At 60.6% G+C, this 22,686-nt stretch carries 3 protein-coding genes; all 3 read left to right on the forward strand.

Annotated elements, in window-relative coordinates; genetic code table 11:
• The first annotated feature begins 12 nt into the window (after positions 1-12).
• From NI000_RS30090 to NI000_RS30100, 3 genes are read left to right on the forward strand one after another with little or no spacing between them, the layout of a single operon-like run.
• Positions 13-7,317 carry a non-ribosomal peptide synthetase gene (locus NI000_RS30090; protein ID WP_253415051.1) on the forward strand — a complete coding sequence of 2,435 codons (7,305 nt, stop codon included), beginning with the start codon at positions 13-15 and terminating at the stop codon, positions 7,315-7,317.
• Entirely contained in the window at positions 7,314-14,759 is a 7,446-nt protein-coding gene (locus tag NI000_RS30095; protein ID WP_253415052.1) for a non-ribosomal peptide synthetase/type I polyketide synthase, read from the forward strand. Before NI000_RS30090 ends, NI000_RS30095 begins: the two co-directional genes overlap by 4 nt.
• 46 nt (positions 14,760-14,805) lie before the next feature.
• On the forward strand, positions 14,806-22,659 hold the full coding sequence (locus NI000_RS30100; RefSeq protein ID WP_253415053.1) for a non-ribosomal peptide synthetase/type I polyketide synthase: 7,854 nt from the start codon (positions 14,806-14,808) through the stop codon (positions 22,657-22,659).
• The last annotated feature ends 27 nt before the right edge of the window (positions 22,660-22,686 follow it).

Consider the following 22,686-nt stretch of genomic DNA (forward strand, 5'->3'; position numbering starts at 1 on the left):
GGGGGGAGAACCGTGAACGATTCCTCACAGAAAATGAAAGCATTGTCGCAAGCGCAGCTGAATCGGGTGCTGGAGCGCATCGGCAGTAAGAAAAAGGGGACTACCACCATTCCGCGCCGTGACCATACGGAAGGCGAGGCGGGTCTCTCCTTGGCTCAGCAGCGGCTGTGGTTCATGTGGCTGCTTGATCCGGACAATCCGTTCTATAACGTTCCGGGAGTGCTGCATTTAACCGGTACGTTGGACTTTCGAGCGCTGGAGCGCAGCTTGACCGAGATTGTCCACCGTCATGAAGTGCTTCGCACCGCCTTTATCGAAGAAGAAGGCCGAGCGGTTCAGCGTCTCGTTTCAACAGGGGATTTCCGGTTGTCGTTTATCGATTTCAGCGCACTGCCGGAGCCTGACAAATCCAAGGAAGCCGAGAAGATCGTGCAGGAGGAAGCCAGCCGTCCGTTTCACCTGGGGGAAGCGCCTTTGCTTCGGGGGCTGGTCGTGCGAATGGCCCCGGAAGAGCATCTCTTCGTCGTGGTTATGCACCATCTGGCCTCGGACGGATGGTCGCTCGGCGTATTCGTGAAGGAACTGGCAGCTCTCTACGATGCGTTGAAACAGGGGAACGAATCGCCCTTGGCCGATCTGCCCATCCAATATGCGGATTATGCCCGTTGGCAGCGGGGCAAGTATGAAGCGGGCGAGCTGCAGGGGCAGCTGGCTTACTGGACGAACAAGCTGGGTCGCGACAATGCTTCCCTTGCGCTTCCCACCGACCGCCGCCGCCCGCCGTTCCAACGGTATCGGGGCGCCAAATACCGCATGATGCTGCCAGCCGGCCTTCAGCAAAAGCTGGAGGATAGCGCCCGGGGAAAAAACGCCACTTTGTTTATGATCCTGCTGGCCGGTCTGCATGCGCTGCTGTACCGCTATTCCAATCAAAGCACCATCCGGATCGGCTGCCCCATCGCGAACCGGAAATACCCGGAAATGGAAGAACTGATCGGCGTATTTATGAATACGCTGGTGATGAGCGCCGAATTTTCGCCCGAGCTTTCCTTCAACGAATTGTTGAATCAGGTTCGCACGACGGCGCTGGAAGCTTTCGAACATCAAGACGTGCCGTTCGAAAAATTGGTTGAGGAACTGCAGCCGGAACGGCATATGAGTCACAACCCGTTCTTTCAAGTAGCCTTCTTTTTCCAAAACGCGCCGATGCCTCCGCTGGAGCTGGCCGACCTGACCATCCGACAAGTCCCAGTGGACTGCGGGACCTCCAAATTCGATCTTACCTTCCAAATCACGCCCCGCGAAGAGGGGATGGAGCTGGAGATCGAATACAACACCGATCTGTTCGACGAATCTACGGTGGCCCGCATGTCGAGCCATTGGCAAACGCTGCTTACGGCGATTGCATCGAACGCCGATCTGCATATAAGTGAACTGCCGCTGCTAAGCGAAGAGGAACTGCTTCATTTTCGCGCCTGGAACGCCACATCGTCCGATTATGACGGCCCTTGGCTGCTTCATGAACTATTCGAGGCCCAGGTTGGCCGCACGCCGGATGCCGTCGCCCTCGAATTTGAAGGCAAGCGGCTCACCTATCTGGAGCTGGAGCAGCAAAGTAATCAGTTAGCCCACCATCTGAGAGGGAAGGGGATCGGACCGGAACGGACGGTAGGGCTGCTTCTGGACCGTTCGATCGAGCTTGTTATCGGCATTCTGGGCACGCTTAAGGCAGGCGGAGCGTATGTGCCGATCGGCCCGGATTATCCGCCGGATCGTATCCGCTTTATGATTGAGGACTCGCAAGTGTCTATCCTTCTTACGCAATCACACTTGCTAAGCGGCCTGCCGGAAACAGGAGTGCCCGCAGTTGCGCTCGATACCGAATGGAAGGACAAGATTTCGCGGGAAAGCGTATTGCCGCCGGACGACGGCGTGAGGCCGGAGCATTTGGCTTATGTCATTTATACCTCCGGTTCGACGGGCAAGCCTAAAGGGGTCATGAACGAACACCGGGGAATTTGCAACCGAATGCACTGGATGCTTGAAACGTTCCGGCTGGAGTCTGATGACCGGGTCATCCAAAAAACGCCGTACACGTTTGACGTCTCCATCTGGGAATTGTTCTGGCCGCTAATTACGGGTGCGCGGCTGATGATCGCCAGACCGGGCGGACACGCGGATAGCGCGTATCTGGTTGATTTCATCGCAAAACATGGGGTCACCGTGGCTCACTTCGTGCCGTCCATGCTGCGGATTTTCCTGCAAGAGCGGGATTTGAGCCGCTGCGCCTCGCTTAAGCAGGTCTACTGCACAGGCGAAGCGCTCGCTCCGGACATCGCGCAGGAGTGTATGGAAAGGGTCGGCGTCCGCATGATCAATCTTTACGGACCGACGGAAGCCGCCGTCGAAGCCAGCTGGTGGGAATGTGCGCCAGGCGAATCGGAAGTGCCAATCGGACGACCCATTGCGAATATGCAGATGTACGTGCTGGATGCCCAAGGCCATCGTGTGCCGGTCGGGGTGACCGGGGAACTGTACATTGGCGGAGTAGGGGTAGCCCGCGGTTACTGGAACCGGGAAGAACTGACGAAGGAACGTTTTTTGCCCGATCCGTATACGGACACACCGGGAGCCCGCTTGTATCGCACCGGCGATTTGGCACGCTTTCGGGCGGACGGTGCACTGGAGTTCCTCGGACGCACCGATTATCAGGTGAAGGTCCGGGGGTTCCGGATTGAGTTGGGCGAAATCGAAGCCGTATTGGGACAGCATGAGAGCGTGCGCGACGCCGTCCTGATTGCCCAGCCCGATGCGTCGGGCAGTTCCAGACTTATCGCGTATTGGGTACGGGAGCCGGGCGCAACGGTATCGGTCGCCGACCTGCGTGAACATATCCGGCAAGCTTTGCCGGTGTATATGATTCCTTCCTTGTTCATCGAGCTGGAGCGCATTCCGCTGCTTAGCAACGGAAAGACCGATCGCGGCTCCCTGCCTTCGCCCGACGCCGTGCAATGGGGCAAAGACAAGGCCCGGATAGCTCCCCGGACACCGCTGGAACGGACGTTGGTCCGAATCTGGAGCGAACTGCTTGGGACCGAGGAGATCGGAATCGAGGACAGCTTTTTTGAATTGGGCGGACACTCTCTGCTGGCCATTCGGCTGGTTGCCCGAATTCGGGAGGATTTGAAGGTCGAATGTCCGCTGCGCCAGTTGATTGCGGCGCCGACGATTGCCGAGCTGTCGGCCTGCTTGGACACGGCTGCGGCAGCAGGATCGTGCTCTGGGTTGCCCGAAACTTCCGAGGAGAGCGCTTGGAAACCGGCAGTTCCGGATGCGGAGCAATTGTACGAGCCGTTCCCGCTCAATGAGGTGCAGCAGGCTTATTGGATCGGACGCAGCGCAGACTTTGAGCTGGGCAATGTGGGAGCGCACCTTTATATCGAAATTGATGCCTCGGCACTTTCCATTTTACGTTTGAATCAAGCCTTGAACGTGCTGATTGGCCGTCATCCGATGATGCGGGCGATTGTCCGCAGCGACGGCATGCAGCAGATTGTTCGGGAAGTCCCGCCTTATGAAGTCAACTGCCGGGATTTGCGCCATTTGCATCCGGAAGAGGCTGAACGTGAACTTCTCGAGATCCGGAGCGAGCTTTCCCATCGCCATGCTCCGGCTGACCGCTACCCGCTTTTTGATATCAGCGCGACGCTTCTAGCCGACGAGCGACTCCGCCTGCATTTCAGCGTGGATCTTTTAATCGGGGACGCGCAAAGCTGGTACGTCCTGCTTCAGGAGCTCAATCAGCTTATGCGTGATCCGCAGGCGACCCTACCTCCGCTGGAGGTGACTTTCCGCGACTATGTGCTGGCCGAGCGGCAGGTGCTCGAATCTGAAGCGTATACGCGCTCAAAAGCTTATTGGGCGGCTCGGGTCCCTAAGCTGCCGCCGGCGCCGGAGCTGCCGCTTGCCCGCTCGGCCGGTTCCTTGCAGACGCCGAGGTTTCGCCGTCTCGCCGCCTTCCTTAGCCCGGAAGATTGGCGTAGGCTCTGCGGGTATGGCGGACGTTTTGCCGTTACGCCTTCGGCGATTTTGCTGGGAGCCTTCAGCGAAGTGCTGGCCGCCTGGAGCAAAAAACCGAAATTTACGATCAATTTAACGCTGTTCAACCGGCTTCCTTTGCATCCGGATGTAAACCGGATCATCGGCGATTTTACGACTTTAACGCTGCTGGAGGTGAACTGTTCCGCCCAGACTGCGTTCGGGGCGAGGGTGAAGGCCATTCAGCGGCAGCTGTGGGAGGACCTTGAGCATCGCTCCTACAGCGGCGTTCAAGTGCTGCGCGATTACGCGCGCGCCAATCTCGACAGCTCCAGCGCGGCGATGCCGGTAGTTTTTACGAGCACCTTGACGAAGACGGATGGCCTGGATGCCTCCGTGATGAGGGGCTTAGGCGAAGTGGTGTACGGGGTCAGCCAAACCCCGCAAGTTTATCTGGATCATCAGGTATACGAGGACGCCGGCATGCTGCGCTTCCATTGGGATGTGGCAGAGGACATGTTCCCGCCGGACATGATCGACGACATGTTTGCAGCCTACTGTTCGCTGCTCAGACGGTTGACGGATGAGGCGGAGGCGTGGAACGAGCCTGTCGGGCCATTGGCGCCCGCGAGTCAATTGGAGCGGATTGGCAGCGTTAATGCGACGGAGACGGATCTGGCCCGCGGTCTGCTTCATGAGCCGTTCTTCGAACAGGCGTCCCTACGCCCGGAAGAACCGGCCGTGCTGGCGCCGGGAATGACACTGACCTATGGCGAGCTGGGGCGTCTTGCGGATAGCCTGGCCGACTGGCTTATCGGGCACGGGGCAGGGCCGAATCGTCCCGTAGCGGTGGTGATGGAAAAGGGGTGGGAGCAAGCGGCGGCCATCCTTGGCATTTTGCGCGCACACGCCCCTTATCTGCCTATCGATCCGGGGCTGCCGGCGGAGCGTATCCGTCTGCTGCTGGAGAGCGGCGAGATTCGTTTAGCCATCACGCAATCGAAGGTAGATACCACTGTCCAATGGCCGGACGGGGTAGAACGTTATTGTATAGACGGACCGAAGCCTCATGCGGATGAAGCTCTCAAGTCTGAAGCGATTACGGCGGCCTCGGAAGATGATTTGGCCTACATTATTTACACGTCGGGATCGACCGGGATGCCTAAAGGCGTCGCCATTTCGCACGGAAGCGCCAGGAATACGCTGGAGGATTTACGTTCCCGCTTCCGAATCGGGGCGCAAGACCGGGTGTTGGCGCTCTCTTCGTTAAGCTTCGACTTATCGGTGTTCGATCTGGCCGGCCTGCTCCAAGCGGGCGGTGCGGTCGTCTATCCAACTGTCAGCGGCTTGAAGGATCCGGCCCATTGGTTGGAGCGGATGCATGAATGTCAGGTTACCGTCTGGAACTCGGTTCCGGCCTTGATGGGGCTTCTGGTCGATTATGCGGCTGCGACGTCGCGGCGGCTGCCGGACTCCCTGAGGCTGATTATGCTGAGCGGTGACTGGATTCCGGTCGGTTTGCCGGAAAGAATTCGTGAAATTGCCGCGCCGGGCGTGGAGATCGTGAGCTTGGGAGGAGCGACGGAAGCTTCGATTTGGTCGGTTCTGTATCCCATCGGAACGGTCGATCCGGCTTGGCAAAGCATCCCGTACGGCCGTCCGATGGCGAACCAGCGGCTCTATGTTCTTGACGAGAAGCTGGAGCATCGTCCCGTCTGGGTGCCGGGACATCTGTACATCGGCGGGGTCGGACTAGCCCGTGAATATTGGCGCGATGCGGATAAAACGGCTTCCAGCTTCATTCGGCATCCGGCAACGGGAGAACGCTTGTATCGGACGGGAGATCTGGCGCGTTATTTGCCAAGCGGCGATCTTGAGTTTCTGGGGCGCGAGGATGCCCAGGTCAAAATCCGCGGCTACCGGATCGAGCTTGGCGAGATCGAGCAAGCGCTGCGGGGGCATGAGGCCGTCAAGGAAGCGTTTGTGGCGGTGAAGCCGGGGCCGTCCGGCGATGCTGCGGCTGTAGGTTACGTGCTGCTTCACTACAGCGAAATGAATAAGATCGACGGCCACTGCCTACGGTCATTCCTTAGCGGCAAGCTTCCGGATTATATGGTTCCTGCTGCCGTCTTCATCCTGGAACAGTGGCCGATGACCGTGAACGGTAAGCTGGACGTCAAGGCGTTGCCTGCGCCCGAAATGTCCGGTCCGACCGCCGGTATGGAAGCGCGCGGGGAGAACGGAACGGATCGTGAACGGATTATGACGATAGTCAAAGCCTCCTTGCAACTCGACGATTTGGCGGAGGACACCAATCTTTTGGAGATAGGCGTTACCTCTATGGATGTCGTTCGAATGGCCAATGCTTTGGAAAAAGCGTTCGGCTTGCGAATGAAATTCGATGAATTTTACCGGCGTCCGACAGTCGGCGACGTGACGCAATCGTTTGTGACCCGAATGCATAAACATGCAGCCGAAGCAACCAAAATGCCTTGGACGGCCGCCGACCGGACACAAATGGAATCCTTCGACGCTTCGTACGAAGTGATCGTAGATCCCGAAGAACGCGAACGTTTTAAACAGCGACGCCACTGGCTGCGTTCGGAACCGTACGCCCCGGCGATCGACTTAGCGGCCTGCCATAGCGAAGAACCAGCGGCCGAATTCGTTGCGCTGGAGCCGTGCCGCCATTATGCTCAGGAGCCGATGCCTTTTGGCCGGTTGGCACGATTGCTGCAAGCACTGCGCCACGACGATTCGCACGGCAAAGGCGTCCGGCAGCATCCTTCCTTTGGCGAGCTTTATGCGGTCCAGACGTACTTGTATGTTCACGGCGGACGCGTAGAAGGCTTGGACGAAGGCGTGTATTATTACGATCCGTCCAAGAACAGGCTGCTGCTCCTGTCGCCCGAGGCCCGGTTCAGCAAAGACATTCACGTTCCGTTCGTCTACCAGCCCGTATTCGAGCAGGCGTCCTTCTCGGTATTCCTGATCGCCGATCTGGACGCGATCGGACCGATGTACGGAGATCAGGCCGAGCGTCTATGCACCCTGGAAGCAGGTTATATGGGCCAACTGCTCATGTCTGTGGCGGCGGCGGAAGGACTTGGTCTGCATCCGGTCGGCACGATCGATTTTGCTTCCATTCGCGGGATGTTCAAATTGCAAGACCGGCATGTGCTGGTGCATTCCCTGATCGGCGGTGTGCCGGCAGCCGGGACCGGCCGCCCGGAAGAGGACGGGGACGAAAACGATTGGGAGGAAGGCGTGCTGGAATGAACGATACCAATACTAGCCATATACGCGCCATAGTAGACCGGTTCCGCGAATGGGGTATCGAACTGTGGGCTGAAGAAGGGAAATTGCGGTTTCGTGCGCCCAAAGGGGCACTAACGCCGGAGTTGCGCAGCGAGCTTCAGGCTCACAAGGATATGCTGCTGGCCTACCTGTACGAAGAAAAAGGCGGCGGCGGGCTGTCTGGCCTGCCGCTCGCCCCGATAGCCCGTCATGGCGAAATGCCGCTTTCCTTTGCTCAACAGAGGCTGTGGTTTATGCAGCAGATGGATCCTACCAATATCTCATACAACGTGCCGATGACCGTCCGGATCGAAGGGGCACTGGATGCCGACATGCTGGAGCGCTGCCTGAACGAAATCATCCGGCGGCATGAGGCGCTGCGGGCGACGTTTCCGTCTTCGAGCGGGAAGCCGGTGCAGCATATCGCGGAATCGATGCTATTGAAATTGGAGCGTGCGGACCTCCGGGAGGAACCGGCGGAACGACGGGAGCGGCATGCGCTGGAATTGGCTGTACAAGAGGCGCGACGTCCTTTTGACATCGCATCGGGACCGCTCATTCGTTCGAAGCTGATCCGGCTGGAGGACGAAGCGTACATCCTTGCGTTAAATCTGCACCATCTTGTAACCGACGGATGGTCGATGGCCATTCTGGGCAGCGAGCTTTCGGAGCTGTACGGGGCATTTTCGGCGGGAGAGGCGTCACCGCTGCCCGAGCTGGAAATTCAATATGCGGATTTCGCTTATTGGCAGCGCCGCTGGGTGGAGACGGATGCTTTGCAGGCCCAGCGGACGTACTGGCATCAGAAGCTGGCCCAGCTGCCGCCGTTGGAGCTGCCTACGGACCATCCGCGCCCGGCCCGGCAGAGCTTCAAGGGGGACATGGAAACTTTCGTATTTCCGGCTTCGCTGGCCGAAGCGCTAACCGCTTTAAGCCGCCGGCAGGGCGTGACAACGTTCATGACCGTATTAACGGCTGTGAACGTGCTCTTGGCAAGATATACGTCGCAGGATGAAATTGTGCTGGCCACTCCGGTATCCACGCGCGGGATCACCGGACTGGAAAAAGTTATCGGCACTTTTATGAACACGCTGGTGATGCGCACGAAGGTATCAGGAGACCCGACATTTCTTGAATTGCTGGACCGGGTGCGCGACACTGCAGTCGAAGCGTTCGATCATCAGGATTTTCCTTTCGACAAGCTGGTGGAAGAAGTTCAGCCGGAGCGGAGCAGAAGCCATTCACCCCTTTTCCAGGTGCTTTTCCTGTTCGAGACGGTGGCATCTTCCTTGATCCGGTTGCCCGGGCTGCGGACTTCGTCCATCCATATTCCGCTCGGCACTTCCCGCTTCGATATTGTGCTGCTGCTGACTTCCACGGAGCGCGGATTGGAGGGGGCACTTGAATATGCGACAGACTTGTTCGATCCGTCTACCATCCGCCGGATGATCGGGCATTTGGAAGTGCTTTTGGAGGGAATCGTTCACAATCCGCAAGCATCTCTCTCCGAGCTGCCGCTGCTCACATCCGCCGAACTCCGGATGCTGGAGGAGTGGAATGCGACCGGAGCCGCTTGGGCGCAGGAACGTACGTTCCCAGAGCTGTTTGAAGCGGCGGTCGAAACAGCCCCAGACACAACGGCACTCGTCTGCAACAACGAGCGGCTGACGTTCCGGGAGTTGAACTGCCGCGCCAATCGGTTGGCTCATCATTTGCGCAAGTATGGCGTGGGCCGTGGCGTGCGGGTAGGCCTCTGCGCCGCACGTTCGATCGAAGCGATCGTAGGCTTGCTCGGAATCGTAAAAGCCGGCGGCGCCTATGTGCCAATCGATCCCGCGTACCCGGAGGACCGCATCCGTTACATGCTTCAAGATGCTTCCCCGGGCGTGATCCTGACTGACGAGGCTTCGGCAGGCAAGATGGACGGCGGCTTGGCGGTCCGGATTTATTTGGGGGCCGGGGAAGCCGCGCTGGCCGAAGAACCGGATGTTAACCCGGAAAGCTTGGCTCAGCCGGAAGATCCGGTCTATGTGATCTATACCTCGGGCTCGACAGGCCAGCCCCGCGGGGTTGTGGTCACGCACCGCTCCTTGTTTCATTTAAGCGAAGCCTTGGAGGAAGCGATTTACCGCCATCATTCGGGAGTACGGCAAATTGTGGTGAACGGCTCCTTATCGTTCGATACGTCGGTGAAACAGATCATTCAGCTGCTCCGGGGCCGCACCTTGCATATCATCCCGGAGGAGATTCGGTTGGACGGCGGGGCTTTCGTGGCTTACCTTCGGGAACAAGAGATCGACGCTTTCGACTGCACCCCTTCGCAATGCCGCCTGCTGATGCAGTTCGGACTGCTGGAGCATCGGGGCACGCGCCCCCTGCTGGGGCTGATCGGCGGCGAGCCGATCGAGGAATCGACATGGCAGGCGATGCGGGAAGCCAAAGGCATCGAGTTTTACAACTTATACGGGCCGACGGAATGTACGGTAGACGCCACCGTTTGCCGGGTTCGGGAAAGCGAGCTTCCGTCGCTCGGCCGCCCGCTGCGCAACGTCGCGATCTATCTGCTCGATTCCCGGCAAAAGCCGGTTCCGCTTGGGGTTCCCGGCGAGATCTGGATCGGTGGCTCCGGCGTATCCGATGGTTACCTGGGCCGTCCAGAGTTGACGGCGGAGAAATTTTGGCCGGACCGCTTTTCCGCTCAGGCAGGCGCCCGGATGTATCGGACCGGAGATATCGGAAAACGACGGGCCGACGGGTCGTTCGCTTATTTGGGCCGGACCGACTTCCAAGTCAAAATCCGGGGGTTTCGGATCGAGCTTGAGGAAATCGAATCCGTGCTTGCCGGTCATCCGGATATCGAGCAAGCGTGCGTCGTGGTCCGCGAAGACGAAACGGGACAGCCTGCTTTGGCCGCCTATGTAGTACCGTCGGCCGAGCGTGTGCCTACGGCTTCCGGACATACGCGCCATTTGCTGAATAACGGCTTGGCCGTGGTGCAGCTGAATAAAAACGAGACGAATTTTTTGTACCGCGATATTTTTGAAAATTTGGCTTATCTTCGTCACGGCATTTCGGTTGACGAAGGTCACGTGATTTTTGACGTCGGCGCCAATATCGGATTGTTTACTCTGCAAGCGCACATGCAGGCTCCGGGCGTTCGCATTCTTGCCTTCGAACCGAATCCGTATGTGCGGGAATTGACGATTCTAAACGCCCGTTTGTACAGGGCGGAGGCCACGATCTTGGACTGCGCTCTCGCCGCGGAGGAAGGAGAGGCGGAATTTACGTTTTATCCCAAATTTTCTTTCTTATCGGGTCTGCATACGGACACGGAGGAAGAAAAGGAATTGGTCCGTTCCTTCATCCGGCGTCACGAGAAGCCTTCGCAAGAGCTCGACGAAGCCGTCGAGGCTATTCTGAACGATCGTTTGAAGAGCGTACAGCTGACCGTTCCCGTCCGCAGGCTGTCGGATGTGATCCGCGAGCATCGGGTGGAGCGAATCGACCTGTTGAAGATCAACGTGGAGAAGGCGGAGCTCGCCGTGCTTCAGGGGATTGATGCCGAAGATTGGCCGAAAATCGGACAGGTCGTCTTGGAGCTTCATGACGTGGACGACCGCCTCCAATGGGTCATGGAGCTGCTGAAGCTGCACGGCTTTCAAGTGATTGCGGAGAAAGACTGGTCTCTCGACGTGACGCAAAACATTTACTACCTTTATGCGACCCGCGAGTCCAAAGAAACCGCAGTGAGACGTTGGATGACTCCGCTGCCCCCGATCAATGCGCAGGAGGTTCGCGTATATGCCGAGCAAAGACTCCCGCGGTATATGGTTCCATCGCATGTCGTCTTGCTGGATCGTCTCCCGCTGACACCGCACGGGAAGGTTGACCGCAATCGGCTTCCGGCTCCCGAGGAAGTTCGGGTACAGGGCTCCGCCGCGCAGCAGCTTCCCCGGACCGCCGTGGAGCGTGCGGTAGCTTCCATCTGGAAAGACTTGCTGGGAGTGAGCAGCGTCGGACTTGACGACAATTTTTTCGATATCGGAGGCCATTCCTTGCTGCTTACCCAGGTTCATGCCCGGCTTAGAAACGAGCTGTCCGCTGATATTGAACTGTTGGAATTGTTCGAGTACCCGACCGTTCGTTTGTTGGCGCAGCGGTTGACTGCTTCTTCGAAGGAAAATACGGAGGAGGCGGAAAATCGGGCAGAGCAGACAGCACAAAAAGCGGAGGTTGACCCCGGCGGACAAGCGGTCGCCATTATCGGCATGTCGGGGAGATTTCCGGGGGCATCCGATCTCGAGGCGTTCTGGGCCAATCTGGCGAACGAAGTCGAATCGATCCGTCGATTTACGCCGGACATGCTGGAAGCGAGCGGCCTTCCCCGGGAGCTATTGGCCCAACCCGAATACGTGCCTGCCCGCGGGGCGGTTGACGGCATCGAATGGTTTGACGCCGGTTTCTTTGGCTACAGTCCGAGGGAAGCGGAGATGCTTGACCCGCAGCAGCGGTTGTTCCTGGAATGCGCCTGGGAAGCAATGGAAAAGGCAGGGTATGATCCGTCCGAAGGAGGCGTTCCCGTAGGCGTTTATGCAGGTGCGGGCATTAGCACGTATTTGCTGTTCGGGCTCCTTCCCCATATGGACCCGGCAGATCCGGTAGCCGGTTATCAGGCGCTTATCGCTAACGATAAGGATCATCTTGCCACGCGCACCGCCTACAAATTGAATTTAACGGGACCGAGCCTTTCGGTACAGACGGCATGCTCGACTTCTTTGGTGGCGGTTCATCTTGCCTGTCAAGCGTTGTCCCGCGGTGAATGCGGGATGGCGATCGCAGGCGGCGCGACGATTACCGTTCCCCACGAGCAGGGTTATGTTTACCGCGAGGGCGGCATTTTCTCCCCGGACGGACACTGCCGGGCGTTTGACGCCCAGGCTAAGGGGACAGTGGCCGGAAGCGGCGTGGGTGTCGTCATGCTCAAGCGGCTGGACGAGGCGCTGCGGGACGGAGATACGGTTCATGCCGTGATCAAAGGATCGGCGATCAACAACGACGGAGGACGCAAGGTCGGGTATACGGCCCCAAGCATCGGAGGACAGGCAGAAGTGATCCGGATGGCGCTGGGCGCTGCGGGCGTCGGAGCGGAGAGCATCTCGTACGTCGAGGCCCACGGGACAGGGACGCCGCTGGGCGATCCGATCGAGCTGGCGGCGCTGACCGAAGTGTTCGGTCCGTCCACGGACGGACCTAGGTGCGGGATCGGCTCGGTCAAAACGAACGTCGGGCATATGGATGCGGCCGCCGGGGTGGCGAGCCTGATTAAGGTTGCGCTGTCGTTGCGCAACGGCCTGCTTCCGGCAAGCCTGCATTATACGAAGGGCAACCCGGCGGTCGATTGGGCAAACAGCCCGTTTTACGTCGTAGACCGGGCCCGGCCGTGGACCGGCGGCAGTCCGGGACAGCCCCGCCGGGCAGGGGTCAGTTCCTTCGGCATCGGAGGGACGAATGCGCATGTCATCGTGGAAGAAGCCCCTGCACAGCGTGCTTCCGACGATGCAGCGGCCGAGGAAGTGCTGGTGCTGTCGGCCCGGACGCCGTCGGCGCTGCAGGCGATGCGCGAACGGCTGGCGGCGCACCTGGAGGCGGAACCGTCGGTGAAGCTCTCCGACGCGGCGTTCACGCTGCAGCAGGGCCGCAAGGCGTTCGGCCACCGCTGGAGCGCCGTGTGCGGTAACGCGGAGCAGGCGCTGAACGCTTTGCGGGGCGAAGACGCGAGAGCGGTGCGCACCGGTCTGGCGGAAGCGGGAGAGCGTCCCGTCGTCTTCGCTTTTCCGGGGCAGGGGAGTCAATATGCCGGCATGGGCGCGGAGCTGTACGCGCAGGAGCCGGTGTACCGGGAGATGGTGGACCGCTGCGCCGAGCTGCTGAAGCCGCATCTGGGAATGGACGTGCGGGATGCGCTGCTGGGAAGCGAAGGCTTCGAAGCGGAGCGGCTGGAAGAGACATGGCTGACGCAGCCGGCGCTGTTCGTGGCGGAATATGCGCTGGCTCGGCTGTGGATGAGCGTAGGCGTGAAGCCGGCCGCGCTGATTGGGCACAGTCTGGGCGAGTATACGGCGGCTTGTTTAGCCGGAGTATTCAGCCTGGAGGAAGGGCTGGAGCTGGTGAGCGTCCGCGGTCGTCTAATGCACCGGTGCGAAGCGGGAGCGATGGCGGCGGTCGGCGCGAATGCGGCGGAGATGACGGAGCGATTAAGGGGGACGCTGGAAATCGCGGCGGTCAACGGCCCGAAGATGAGCGTGGTGACGGGTGCGGCCGAAGAGGTGGAAGAGCTGATGGCCCGTCTGCAGCAGGCAGGAATCGAATGCCGGCGTTTGCGGACAGGCGGGGCGTTCCATTCCTCGCGGATGGAGCCGGCGCTGGGCGAGCTGGAAGAGGCGTTAAAGCGGATGAAGCTGGGCGCGCCGCGAATTCCTTACGTGTCTAACGAGTCGGGGGATTGGATCACGGCGGAGCAGGCAGGAAGCGCGGCGTATTGGGTGTCCCACGCGAGGCGCACGGTCAGGTTTGCGGAAAATGCGGAGCGCGTGCTGGAGCGGTACCCGAATGCGGTGGTGATCGAAGTCGGCCCGGGCCAGACGCTGACGGGCTTGATGCGGCAGTCGGTCCGCTGGGGAGCGGAACACCGCGGCGTGCGCACGTTGCCGCCGGGCGGAACCGGAGCCGGAGAGCGGCGTCAGTGGCTGGAAGGCGTAGCAGAGCTGTGGAGTGGCGGGCAGAGCATCGCCTGGAAAGCGCTGCACGGTAGCCGGGTGCGCAACCGGGTCGAGCTGCCGACGTATCCGTTCGAGCGGCAGCGGTATTGGATCGAGCCGCGCCTCCCCGGAGCGGCACAGGGAGCTGCATTCGGACGGTACGCGCTTCACGGCGCGGCAGACGAGGTGGCGACGGCGGGGGTGGCAACAACAGAACCGGCCGCGGAAGCGGTCGAGCAATTGTATCCGCGTCCTCAACTGGCGACACCGTACAAGCCGCCGGAAAATGCGCTGGAAAAGCGGCTGGCGAGCATATGGCAGAAGCTGCTCGGGGTTGAACAAATCGGAACGCTCGATGACTTTTTTGATTTGGGCGGTCATTCGCTCTTGATCGTGCAAATGGCGGCGGAGGTGAAGCAAAGTCTGGGGGTCGACATCCAATCGCCCCGATTTTTCGAGCATCCGTGCGTCGCTCATTTGGCTTCTCTGGTTGAGGAGCATCAAGCAGCGGCAGAAGAGAAGATGATTGTGAATGCTCCAGAGCTGGATGACCCAGCGGACTTGCTGGAGCGGATGGACAGCATGAGCGATGAAGAGATCGATGCGCTGCTGAAACGGATGGAAGCGGAGCCCCGCAAAGGAACTGCCGTGTTCGACACGGAGTGACTTGCCTCAATTTTTGTGGGAGACGAATGGATGGGAAGTGGGAACTATGGAACGCAGTATGGACGAGAAACGTCTTCGGTTGGCGCGTCTGCTGCAGGAGCGGGAGACGCAGTCGCGGCAGTACCCCCTTAGCCTGCCGCAGCAGCGGCTGTGGTTTTTGGAACAGATGGCACCCGGCAATACGGCTTACCTTATCACAACGGCCATCCGCATGGACGGAGCCTTCGACCGGGAGGTGTTCGCAAAATGCATGCGGCATCTCGTCCGGCGGCACGAGAGCTTGCGTACCCGATTTCGGAGCGAGAGCGGAAAAGCGGCACAGCATGTGGACCCGCCTGCCGACATCGTTTCCTTTCCATTGCCGGAAACGGATTTGAGTTCATGGGACCCGAAAGAAAAGGAAGCGGAGCTGGTCCGGATTCTTCAGGCCGAAACGGAAAAGCCTTTTGACATCGCCCGGGATCGGCTGGTGCGGGCCCATTGGGTGCTGCTGGACCAAGAAGAAGGCGTACTCCTGCTGACCCTGCACCATCTGATCTCCGACGGCTGGTCCCAAGGGCTGCTCATCCGTGAAATCGAAACGTGCTATCGGGCTTACGTGCGGGGAGAAATGCCCAAGCTGGCTCCTCTACCGTTTACCTATGGGGAATATGCACAGCGTCAGCGCGAAGCGTTGGACGAGGACGTATTCAAGCGGAAGCTGTCTTATTGGAGCGAAAAGCTTCGCAACAGCCCGTCTTTGCTGGCTCTGCCTACCGATCGTCCGCGGCCAGCCGTGCAGTCGACAAGCGGTGCCATGGTACCGCTTAAGCTGCCCCGGGAGGTGGGCGAAAAGCTCAAGGGACTGGCCAGAGAGCGGGGAGCGAGCGTTTTTATGACGGCTTTGGCCGGATTTTACGCTCTGCTTGCCAGATATACAGGCCAAGAGGACATCGTTCTCGGCTGTCCGGCGGCCAACCGGAATGAAAGCGGAACGGCCGGTGTCGTCGGACTCTTTGTGAATCCGGTTGCCCTGCGGGTGCGCGTTTCCGGGGAGCTTAGCTTCCAGAGCCTGCTCTCGCAGGTGAAGGATACGATGGTCGAAGCTTTGGCTCATCAAGACGTGCCTTTCGAGCGGATCGTTGAAGAGCTTCAGCCGCAGCGTTCTTTGGATGCGTCCCCGCTGTTTCAGGTCATGGCGGTCCAGACGGTCCCGGCGTCGCTCCCGGACCTTCCCGGACTGCGGTTATCTCCAATAGGCGTGCAAGGATCGTCCGCCAAATTCGATATGACCCTCTATGTGGAGGAGTCGGAATCGGAGCTGTCCGTTGTGCTGGAATACCGAAAGGACCTGTTTGACGCGGAAACGGCGGAAAGGCTGCTGGAGCGTTACCGCGTTCTGTTGGCCGCCGCCGCGGACGATCCGCTTCGCCCGATCGGCACTCTGCCGCTCTTGACGCCGGAAGAGGAGCGTCAGGCGCTGGAAGACTGGCACCGCCCGGTGATGGCGGCCGAGGATGAGGAAGCCTCCCTTCTGGAGCTGTTCGACCGGCAGGTTCAATCCGGCGAAGACCGCACAGCCTTGATAGAAGACGGACGACACGTCTCCTACGGGATGTTAAACCGGATGGCGAACCGGATCGCATGGGAGCTTTTGTCCGCCGGCGTCGCGCCCGAAGTTTTCGTCGGCGTTTGCATGGAGCGGGGAATCGAGCGGACAGCCGCGCTGTTGGGCATTCTCAAAGCGGGAGGCGCTTATGTGCCGCTTGATCCGGGGTACCCCGCCGAGCGGATGCGGCTGATTTTGCAGGAGACCGGAGCGCCCTTGGTGGTGACTCAATCTTTTCTCGCGGCGAAGGTGCCCGCGGGGGATTACCGTCTTCTGAAGGCGGATTCGTTAGGGGAGCTTCCGGAACGGTACGATCACAATCCTCCGGCCCCCGATGTTCACGGGGATAGCGCGGCCTACGTCATTTTTACCTCGGGGTCTACGGGAGCCCCCAAAGGAGTCGTCGGTCTGCACAGGGGAATCCTGAACCGTCTTCGCTGGGGATGGGAAACGTATCCGTATGCCGAAGACGAGGTTTGCTGCCACCAGGCGGCGCTTACGTTTGTGGATGCGGTGGCCGAGACGTTCGGTCCGCTCCTGCGTGGAGTGCCGGCCGTTATTTTGCCGCAGACGGCTCTTCAGGATCCGGAGGTGCTGGTGGATGCCTTGGCCAAGCACCGCATCTCGCGCATTGTGATGGTTCCCTCGCTGCTGAGGGTCGTGCTCGAAGCTTGCGCCCGTCGAAAAGAGTTCCTGGAGCGTCTGCGCTATTGGTCCGTCAGTGGAGAAGCGCTTCCCCAAGCTTTGTGCGAGCGATTCTTCGAGCTGCTGCCGGGACGAGCGCTTATCAACATTTACGGCTCCTCGGAAGTGGCGGCGGACGCGACCTATCACGCGATGACAGCGCCGCCCCAAGGCGCAGGTGTGCCGATTGGGCGGCCCTTGCGCAATATGCGGATATGTCTTGTGGATGAGCGGCGTCAGCTCGTGCCTCCCGGAGTGGCCGGCGAAATTTGCGTCGGAGGCTTAGGCTTGGCGAGAGGATACCTCCATCGTCCGGATTGGACGGCGGAGCGGTTTATCGACGATCCGTTCGCTATGGGCCCGGGCGAGCGCTTATACCGGACCGGGGATATCGGCAGGAGGCTTCCGGACGGCACGCTTCTTTTCGAAGGCAGACGGGATCAGCAAATTAAAATTCGCGGCATGCGCGTCGAGTTGAGCGAGATTGAATCGGTCCTGATCCGTCATCCGGCCGTGCGTAACGCCGTGGTTGCCGCTGCGGAGAAGGACGGCAAAGCCGAGCGCCTGGTCGCCTATGTGGTGCAGGAAGACGAACGATGGGACCCGGCCGGGCTGCGCGGATATTTGCGCGAGTATTTGCCCGAGCATATGGTTCCGGCCTTATTCGTTCCGCTGGAGGCTTTGCCGCTTACGGCAACAGGCAAGATCGACCGCCGGTCACTCCCGGCTTGGACGGAAGCTTCCGCCTCTGCCTCTCCCGGATTCGTTCCTCCGGCCACGGACATGGAGCGGCGCATCTCGTCGGTCTGGCGGCAGGCGCTGCAAACGGACCGCGTGGGCCTTCGCGATAATTTCTTTGATCTCGGCGGCCATTCCCTGCTCCTGATCGAGGTGCGGGATCGGCTTAACTTGGAGCTGTCCCGCGAATTGAGCGTCGTCGAGCTGTTTCAATACCCGACGGTGGCCGAGCTGGCGGGCCATTTGGCGGGTCAAAGCGCCGATAGCGGCTCCCACCGCGCACGCAAACGGAGCTCAGCCTCGGCGGAGTATTCAGGCCTGCCGAACGATTCGGCGGATATCGCCATTATCGGCATGTCCGGCCGTTTTCCCGGCGCAGACGGGATCGAGGCATTCTGGACGAATCTGCTCCAGGGCGAGTGCGGAATCCGCAGCTTCTCGAAGGAGGAGCTGGAGAACGCGGGAGTCCCCGCACGGATGCGCGCGGACCGACATTTTGTAAACTGCGGCGGGAAGGTGGAAGGGATCGAGTCATTTGACGCCGCATTTTTCGGATACACGCCGGGCGAAGCGGAAATGCTCGATCCTCAGCACCGGATGTTTCTGGAGTGCGCATGGGAAGCGCTGGAACGGGCCGGGTATGCTCCCGGCAGCAGCGAAGGGGCGATCGGTGTCTACGCGGGCACGACGCAGAGCACCTATCTGTTGTGTTCGCTTCTTCCGCGTCTTGACCCGGCGGACCCGGCAGGCATGTTTGCGGCGAGCACGGCGAACCAGGAGAGTTACCTTGCGACCCGGGTAGCTTATAAGCTGGATCTTCATGGCCCCGGGGTCACTGTGCAGACGGCGTGCTCGACGTCACTGGTCGCCGTACATACCGCTGCGCAGGCGCTGCTTGCAGGCGAATGCGATATGGCGCTGGCGGGAGGCGTTACGGTAAAAGTGCCGCAGACAACGGGATATGTATACCGGGAAGGCTCCATTGTTTCGGCGGACGGCTCGTGCAAAGCGTTCGATGCGGAAGCGGACGGCACGGTCTTTGCCAACGGTGCAGGCGTCGTCATGCTCAAGCGGCTGGACGAGGCGCTGCGGGACGGAGATACGGTTCATGCGGTGATCAAAGGATCGGCGGTCAACAACGACGGAGGGCGTAAGGTCGGGTATACGGCCCCAAGCATCGGGGGACAGGCGGAAGTGATCCGGATGGCGCTGGACTCCGCTGGCGTCGGAGCGGAGAGCATCTCGTACGTCGAGGCCCACGGGACAGGGACGCCGCTGGGCGATCCGATCGAGCTGGCGGCGCTGACCGAAGTGTTCGGCCCATCCACGGACGGACCTAGGTGCGGGATCGGCTCGGTCAAAACGAACGTCGGGCATCTGGATGCGGCCGCCGGGGTGGCGAGCCTGATCAAGGTTACGCTGTCGTTGCGCAACGGCCTGCTTCCGGCAAGCCTGCATTATACGAAGGGCAACCCGGCGGTCGATTGGGCAAACAGCCCGTTTTACGTCGTAGACCGGGCCCGGCCGTGGACCGGCGGCAGTCCGGGACAGCCCCGCCGGGCAGGGGTCAGTTCCTTCGGCATCGGAGGGACGAATGCGCATGTCATCGTGGAAGTAGCCCCTGCACAGCGTACTTCCGACACTGCAGCGGCCGAGGAAGTGCTGGTGCTGTCGGCCCGGACGCCGTCGGCGCTGCAGGCGATGCGCGAACGGCTGGCGGCGCACCTGGAGGCGGAACCGTCGGTGAAGCTCTCCGACGCGGCGTTCACGCTGCAGCAGGGCCGCAAGGCGTTCGGCCACCGCTGGAGCGCCGTGTGCGGTAACGCGGAGCAGGCGCTGAACGCTTTGCGGGGCGAAGACGCGAGAGCGGTGCGCACCGGTCTGGCGGAAGCGGGAGAGCGTCCCGTCGTCTTCGCTTTTCCAGGACAAGGGAGCCAATATGTTGGCATGGGCGCGGAGCTGTACGCACAGGAGCCGGTGTACCGGGAAACGGTGGACCGCTGCGCCGAGCTGCTCATGCCGCATCTGGGAATGGACGTGCGGGATGCGCTGCTGGGACGGGAAGGCTTCGAAGTGGAGCGGCTCGAGGAGACGTGGCTGACGCAGCCGGCGCTGTTCGTGGCGGAATATGCGCTGGCCCGGCTGTGGATGAGCGTGGGCGTGAAGCCGGCTGCGCTGATCGGGCATAGTCTAGGCGAGTATACGGCGGCGTGTATCGCCGGAGTATTCGGCCTGGAGGAAGGGCTGGAGCTGGTGAGCGCCCGCGGCCGTCTGATGCACCGGTGCGAAGCGGGAGTGATGGCGGCGGTTGGCGCGAATGCAGCGGAGCTGACGGAGCAATTGAAGGGAACGCTGGAAATCGCGGCGGTCAACGGCCCGAGGATGAGCGTGGTGACGGGGGCGGCCGAAGAGGTGGAAGAGCTGACGGCCCGTCTGCGGCAGGCGGGAATCGAATGCCGAAGGCTGCGGACAGGCGGGGCGTTCCATTCCTCGCGGATGGAGCCGGCGCTGAGCGAGCTGGAAGCGGCGCTAACGCGGGTGAAGCTGGGCGCGCCGCGAATTCCTTTCGTGTCTAACGAGTCGGGGGATTGGATCACGGCGGAGCAGGCAGGAAGCGCGGCGTATTGGGTGTCCCACGCGAGGCGCACGGTCAGGTTTGCGGAAAATGCGGAGCGTGTGCTGGAGCGTTACCCGAATGCGGTGGTGATCGAAGTGGGCCCGGGCCAGACGCTGACGAGCTTGATGCGGCAGTCGGTCCGCTGGGGAGCGGAGCACCGCGGCGTGCGCACGCTGCCGCCGGGCGGAACCGGAGCCGGAGAGCGGCGGCAGTGGCTGGAAAGCGTGGCGGAGCTGTGGAGTGGCGGGCAAAGCATCGCCTGGAAAGCGCTGCACGGCAGCCGGGTACGCAACCGGGTCGAGCTGCCGACGTATCCGTTCGAGCGTCAGCGGTATTGGATCGAACCGCGCCTGACTTCTGCTTCAGCCGCTGCGGTTCGCAGCCGCGGGTTGGAGCGATTGGAGCCGGAGCAATGGCTTTACGAGCCCGTGTTCCGTCCGACGACGGCTATCTCCACGTGGCGTCCCAAGGAGCGCAGCGGGGTATGGATTGTATTCGAGGAGGGACGCGGAGGCTGGATGGATTTGCTGGCGGAGCGGCTTGAGCATGCCAGCCAGCCTATCGTTAGGGTCCGGGAATCTTCGGGCTTCGAACAGCTGAGCGAGCGGCTGTACGGCTTGAACCCGGCCCGGCCTGAACAGTACGCACTGCTCTTTGATGCTCTGGCTGCGGGTGAAGGACCGATGCGGGTTCTCTGCTCATGCTGCTCGTGGATGGGAGCGGATTCCTCCTTTGGCGGTGTGACCGGTTTTTTGCAGCTGTCCAGAGCGCTGCAGGCTCATGCCGTTGCCAGCGGAAATTTCACCCATTTATGCGTCGTTACAGAGGGTCTTTATAATATTGCGGGAGAAACGGACGTTCGGCCCGAACGGATGATGGTCGCCGGGCTTGGCCAAGTCTGGATGCAGGAGCATGCGCTGGCCGCGTTTCATCTGGCCGATGCGCTCATGCCGAACAGACGTTCTCAGGCAGAGGCCATGGCAGACGCCATTTTGGAGGACTTTATGTCCGCCCCGGCGGGAAGTCCGCGCATCTATCGCGGGAGTCAGCGGTGGATGCTCGAATACGAGCCTGTACATGCTAAGCGGCCTGTTGAGGAAAACGAAACCGTGCAGGTCGCCGGTACCTATCTTCTCATCGGCCCGTTCGATCGAAAAGTGCAAGCTTTCGCTCAATATCTGGTTCAACCGTCGCCCGATCCGGGGCTTAGGCGGATCGTCATCATAAATGAGCAGCCGGTCATGCCGGACAAGGCCGTCTGGCCTGCGATTGCGGAGGGCGAATTACCTGCCGGCGATAAGGTGCGGCAGGCTGTAGCTCATGCTCTACGGCTGGAGGAGCTGGGGGCGGAGGTTCATTTTGTCCCCATTGCGGCCTCGAAACAGAGGGCACTGACAGAGGCTGTCGACGAAGCGGCAGCTCTGTACGGGGAGATTACGGGCGTCCTCTATGCGGACTGGTCTTCGGAAGAAATGACTTTTACAGCCGCGAGCGAACTGGATTGGCAGGCCGCCGAAGTCGAGCTTGACCGGACGGCGCGGGGCTTGGACGAGCTGGAGCGGGCTTTGTCGCCGCATCGGCCGGAATTTTGCCTCATCCAGTCCTCGATTGCTTCCGAGATCGGAGGCTTGGGTTTATCGCTTCATGCCGCTGCGGCTGCTTATACGGAGGCGTTCGTGCGCAGGCACAACGAGCTGACGGATTCACGCTGGCGCTGCATTCAATGGGATGCCTGGGCCTCGGGCCCCGTCTCCGATCGGGAAGGAAGGGTAAGCGAGCTGGCAAGACTGGCCATTCGTCCCGAGGAAGGAGTCCGGTTATGGACGAAGCTGATGACATGTGGAAATATTTCCCACTGCCTTGTCTCAACGGCTGACTTTGCTGCTCGGCAGGCCTACGCTTTACAGAGCCACAGCCGGCAGGCAGAGCAGGCAGGCCCGGATAAGGGCAATCTGGCGCTCCGCCCCCGTCCGGCGTTGACGGTACCGCTGGTTGCTCCTCGCCATGACATGGAGCAGCAGCTTGCGGACGCGTGGGCCGAGCTGCTCGGTATGGAACCGATTGGCATTCATGACGATTTCTTCAGTCTTGGCGGCCATTCTTTGCTGGCTACACAAGTGATTTCGTGGGTGAACAGCCGGTTTCCGATCGAATTCCCGCTGAAGCTTTTTTTCGAGCATCCGACGGTCGCCGAGGTTACCGAGGCCATTGAAATGCTGTTAATCGAAAAGCTGGAAGCGATGACGGAGGAACAAGTCAGCGAGCTTTTATAGGGCTCCGATCATGAAACAGAAAGGGTG

The organism is Paenibacillus tyrphae (assembly GCF_024158745.1).
GTDB lineage: Bacteria > Bacillota > Bacilli > Paenibacillales > NBRC-103111 > Paenibacillus_G > Paenibacillus_G tyrfis_A.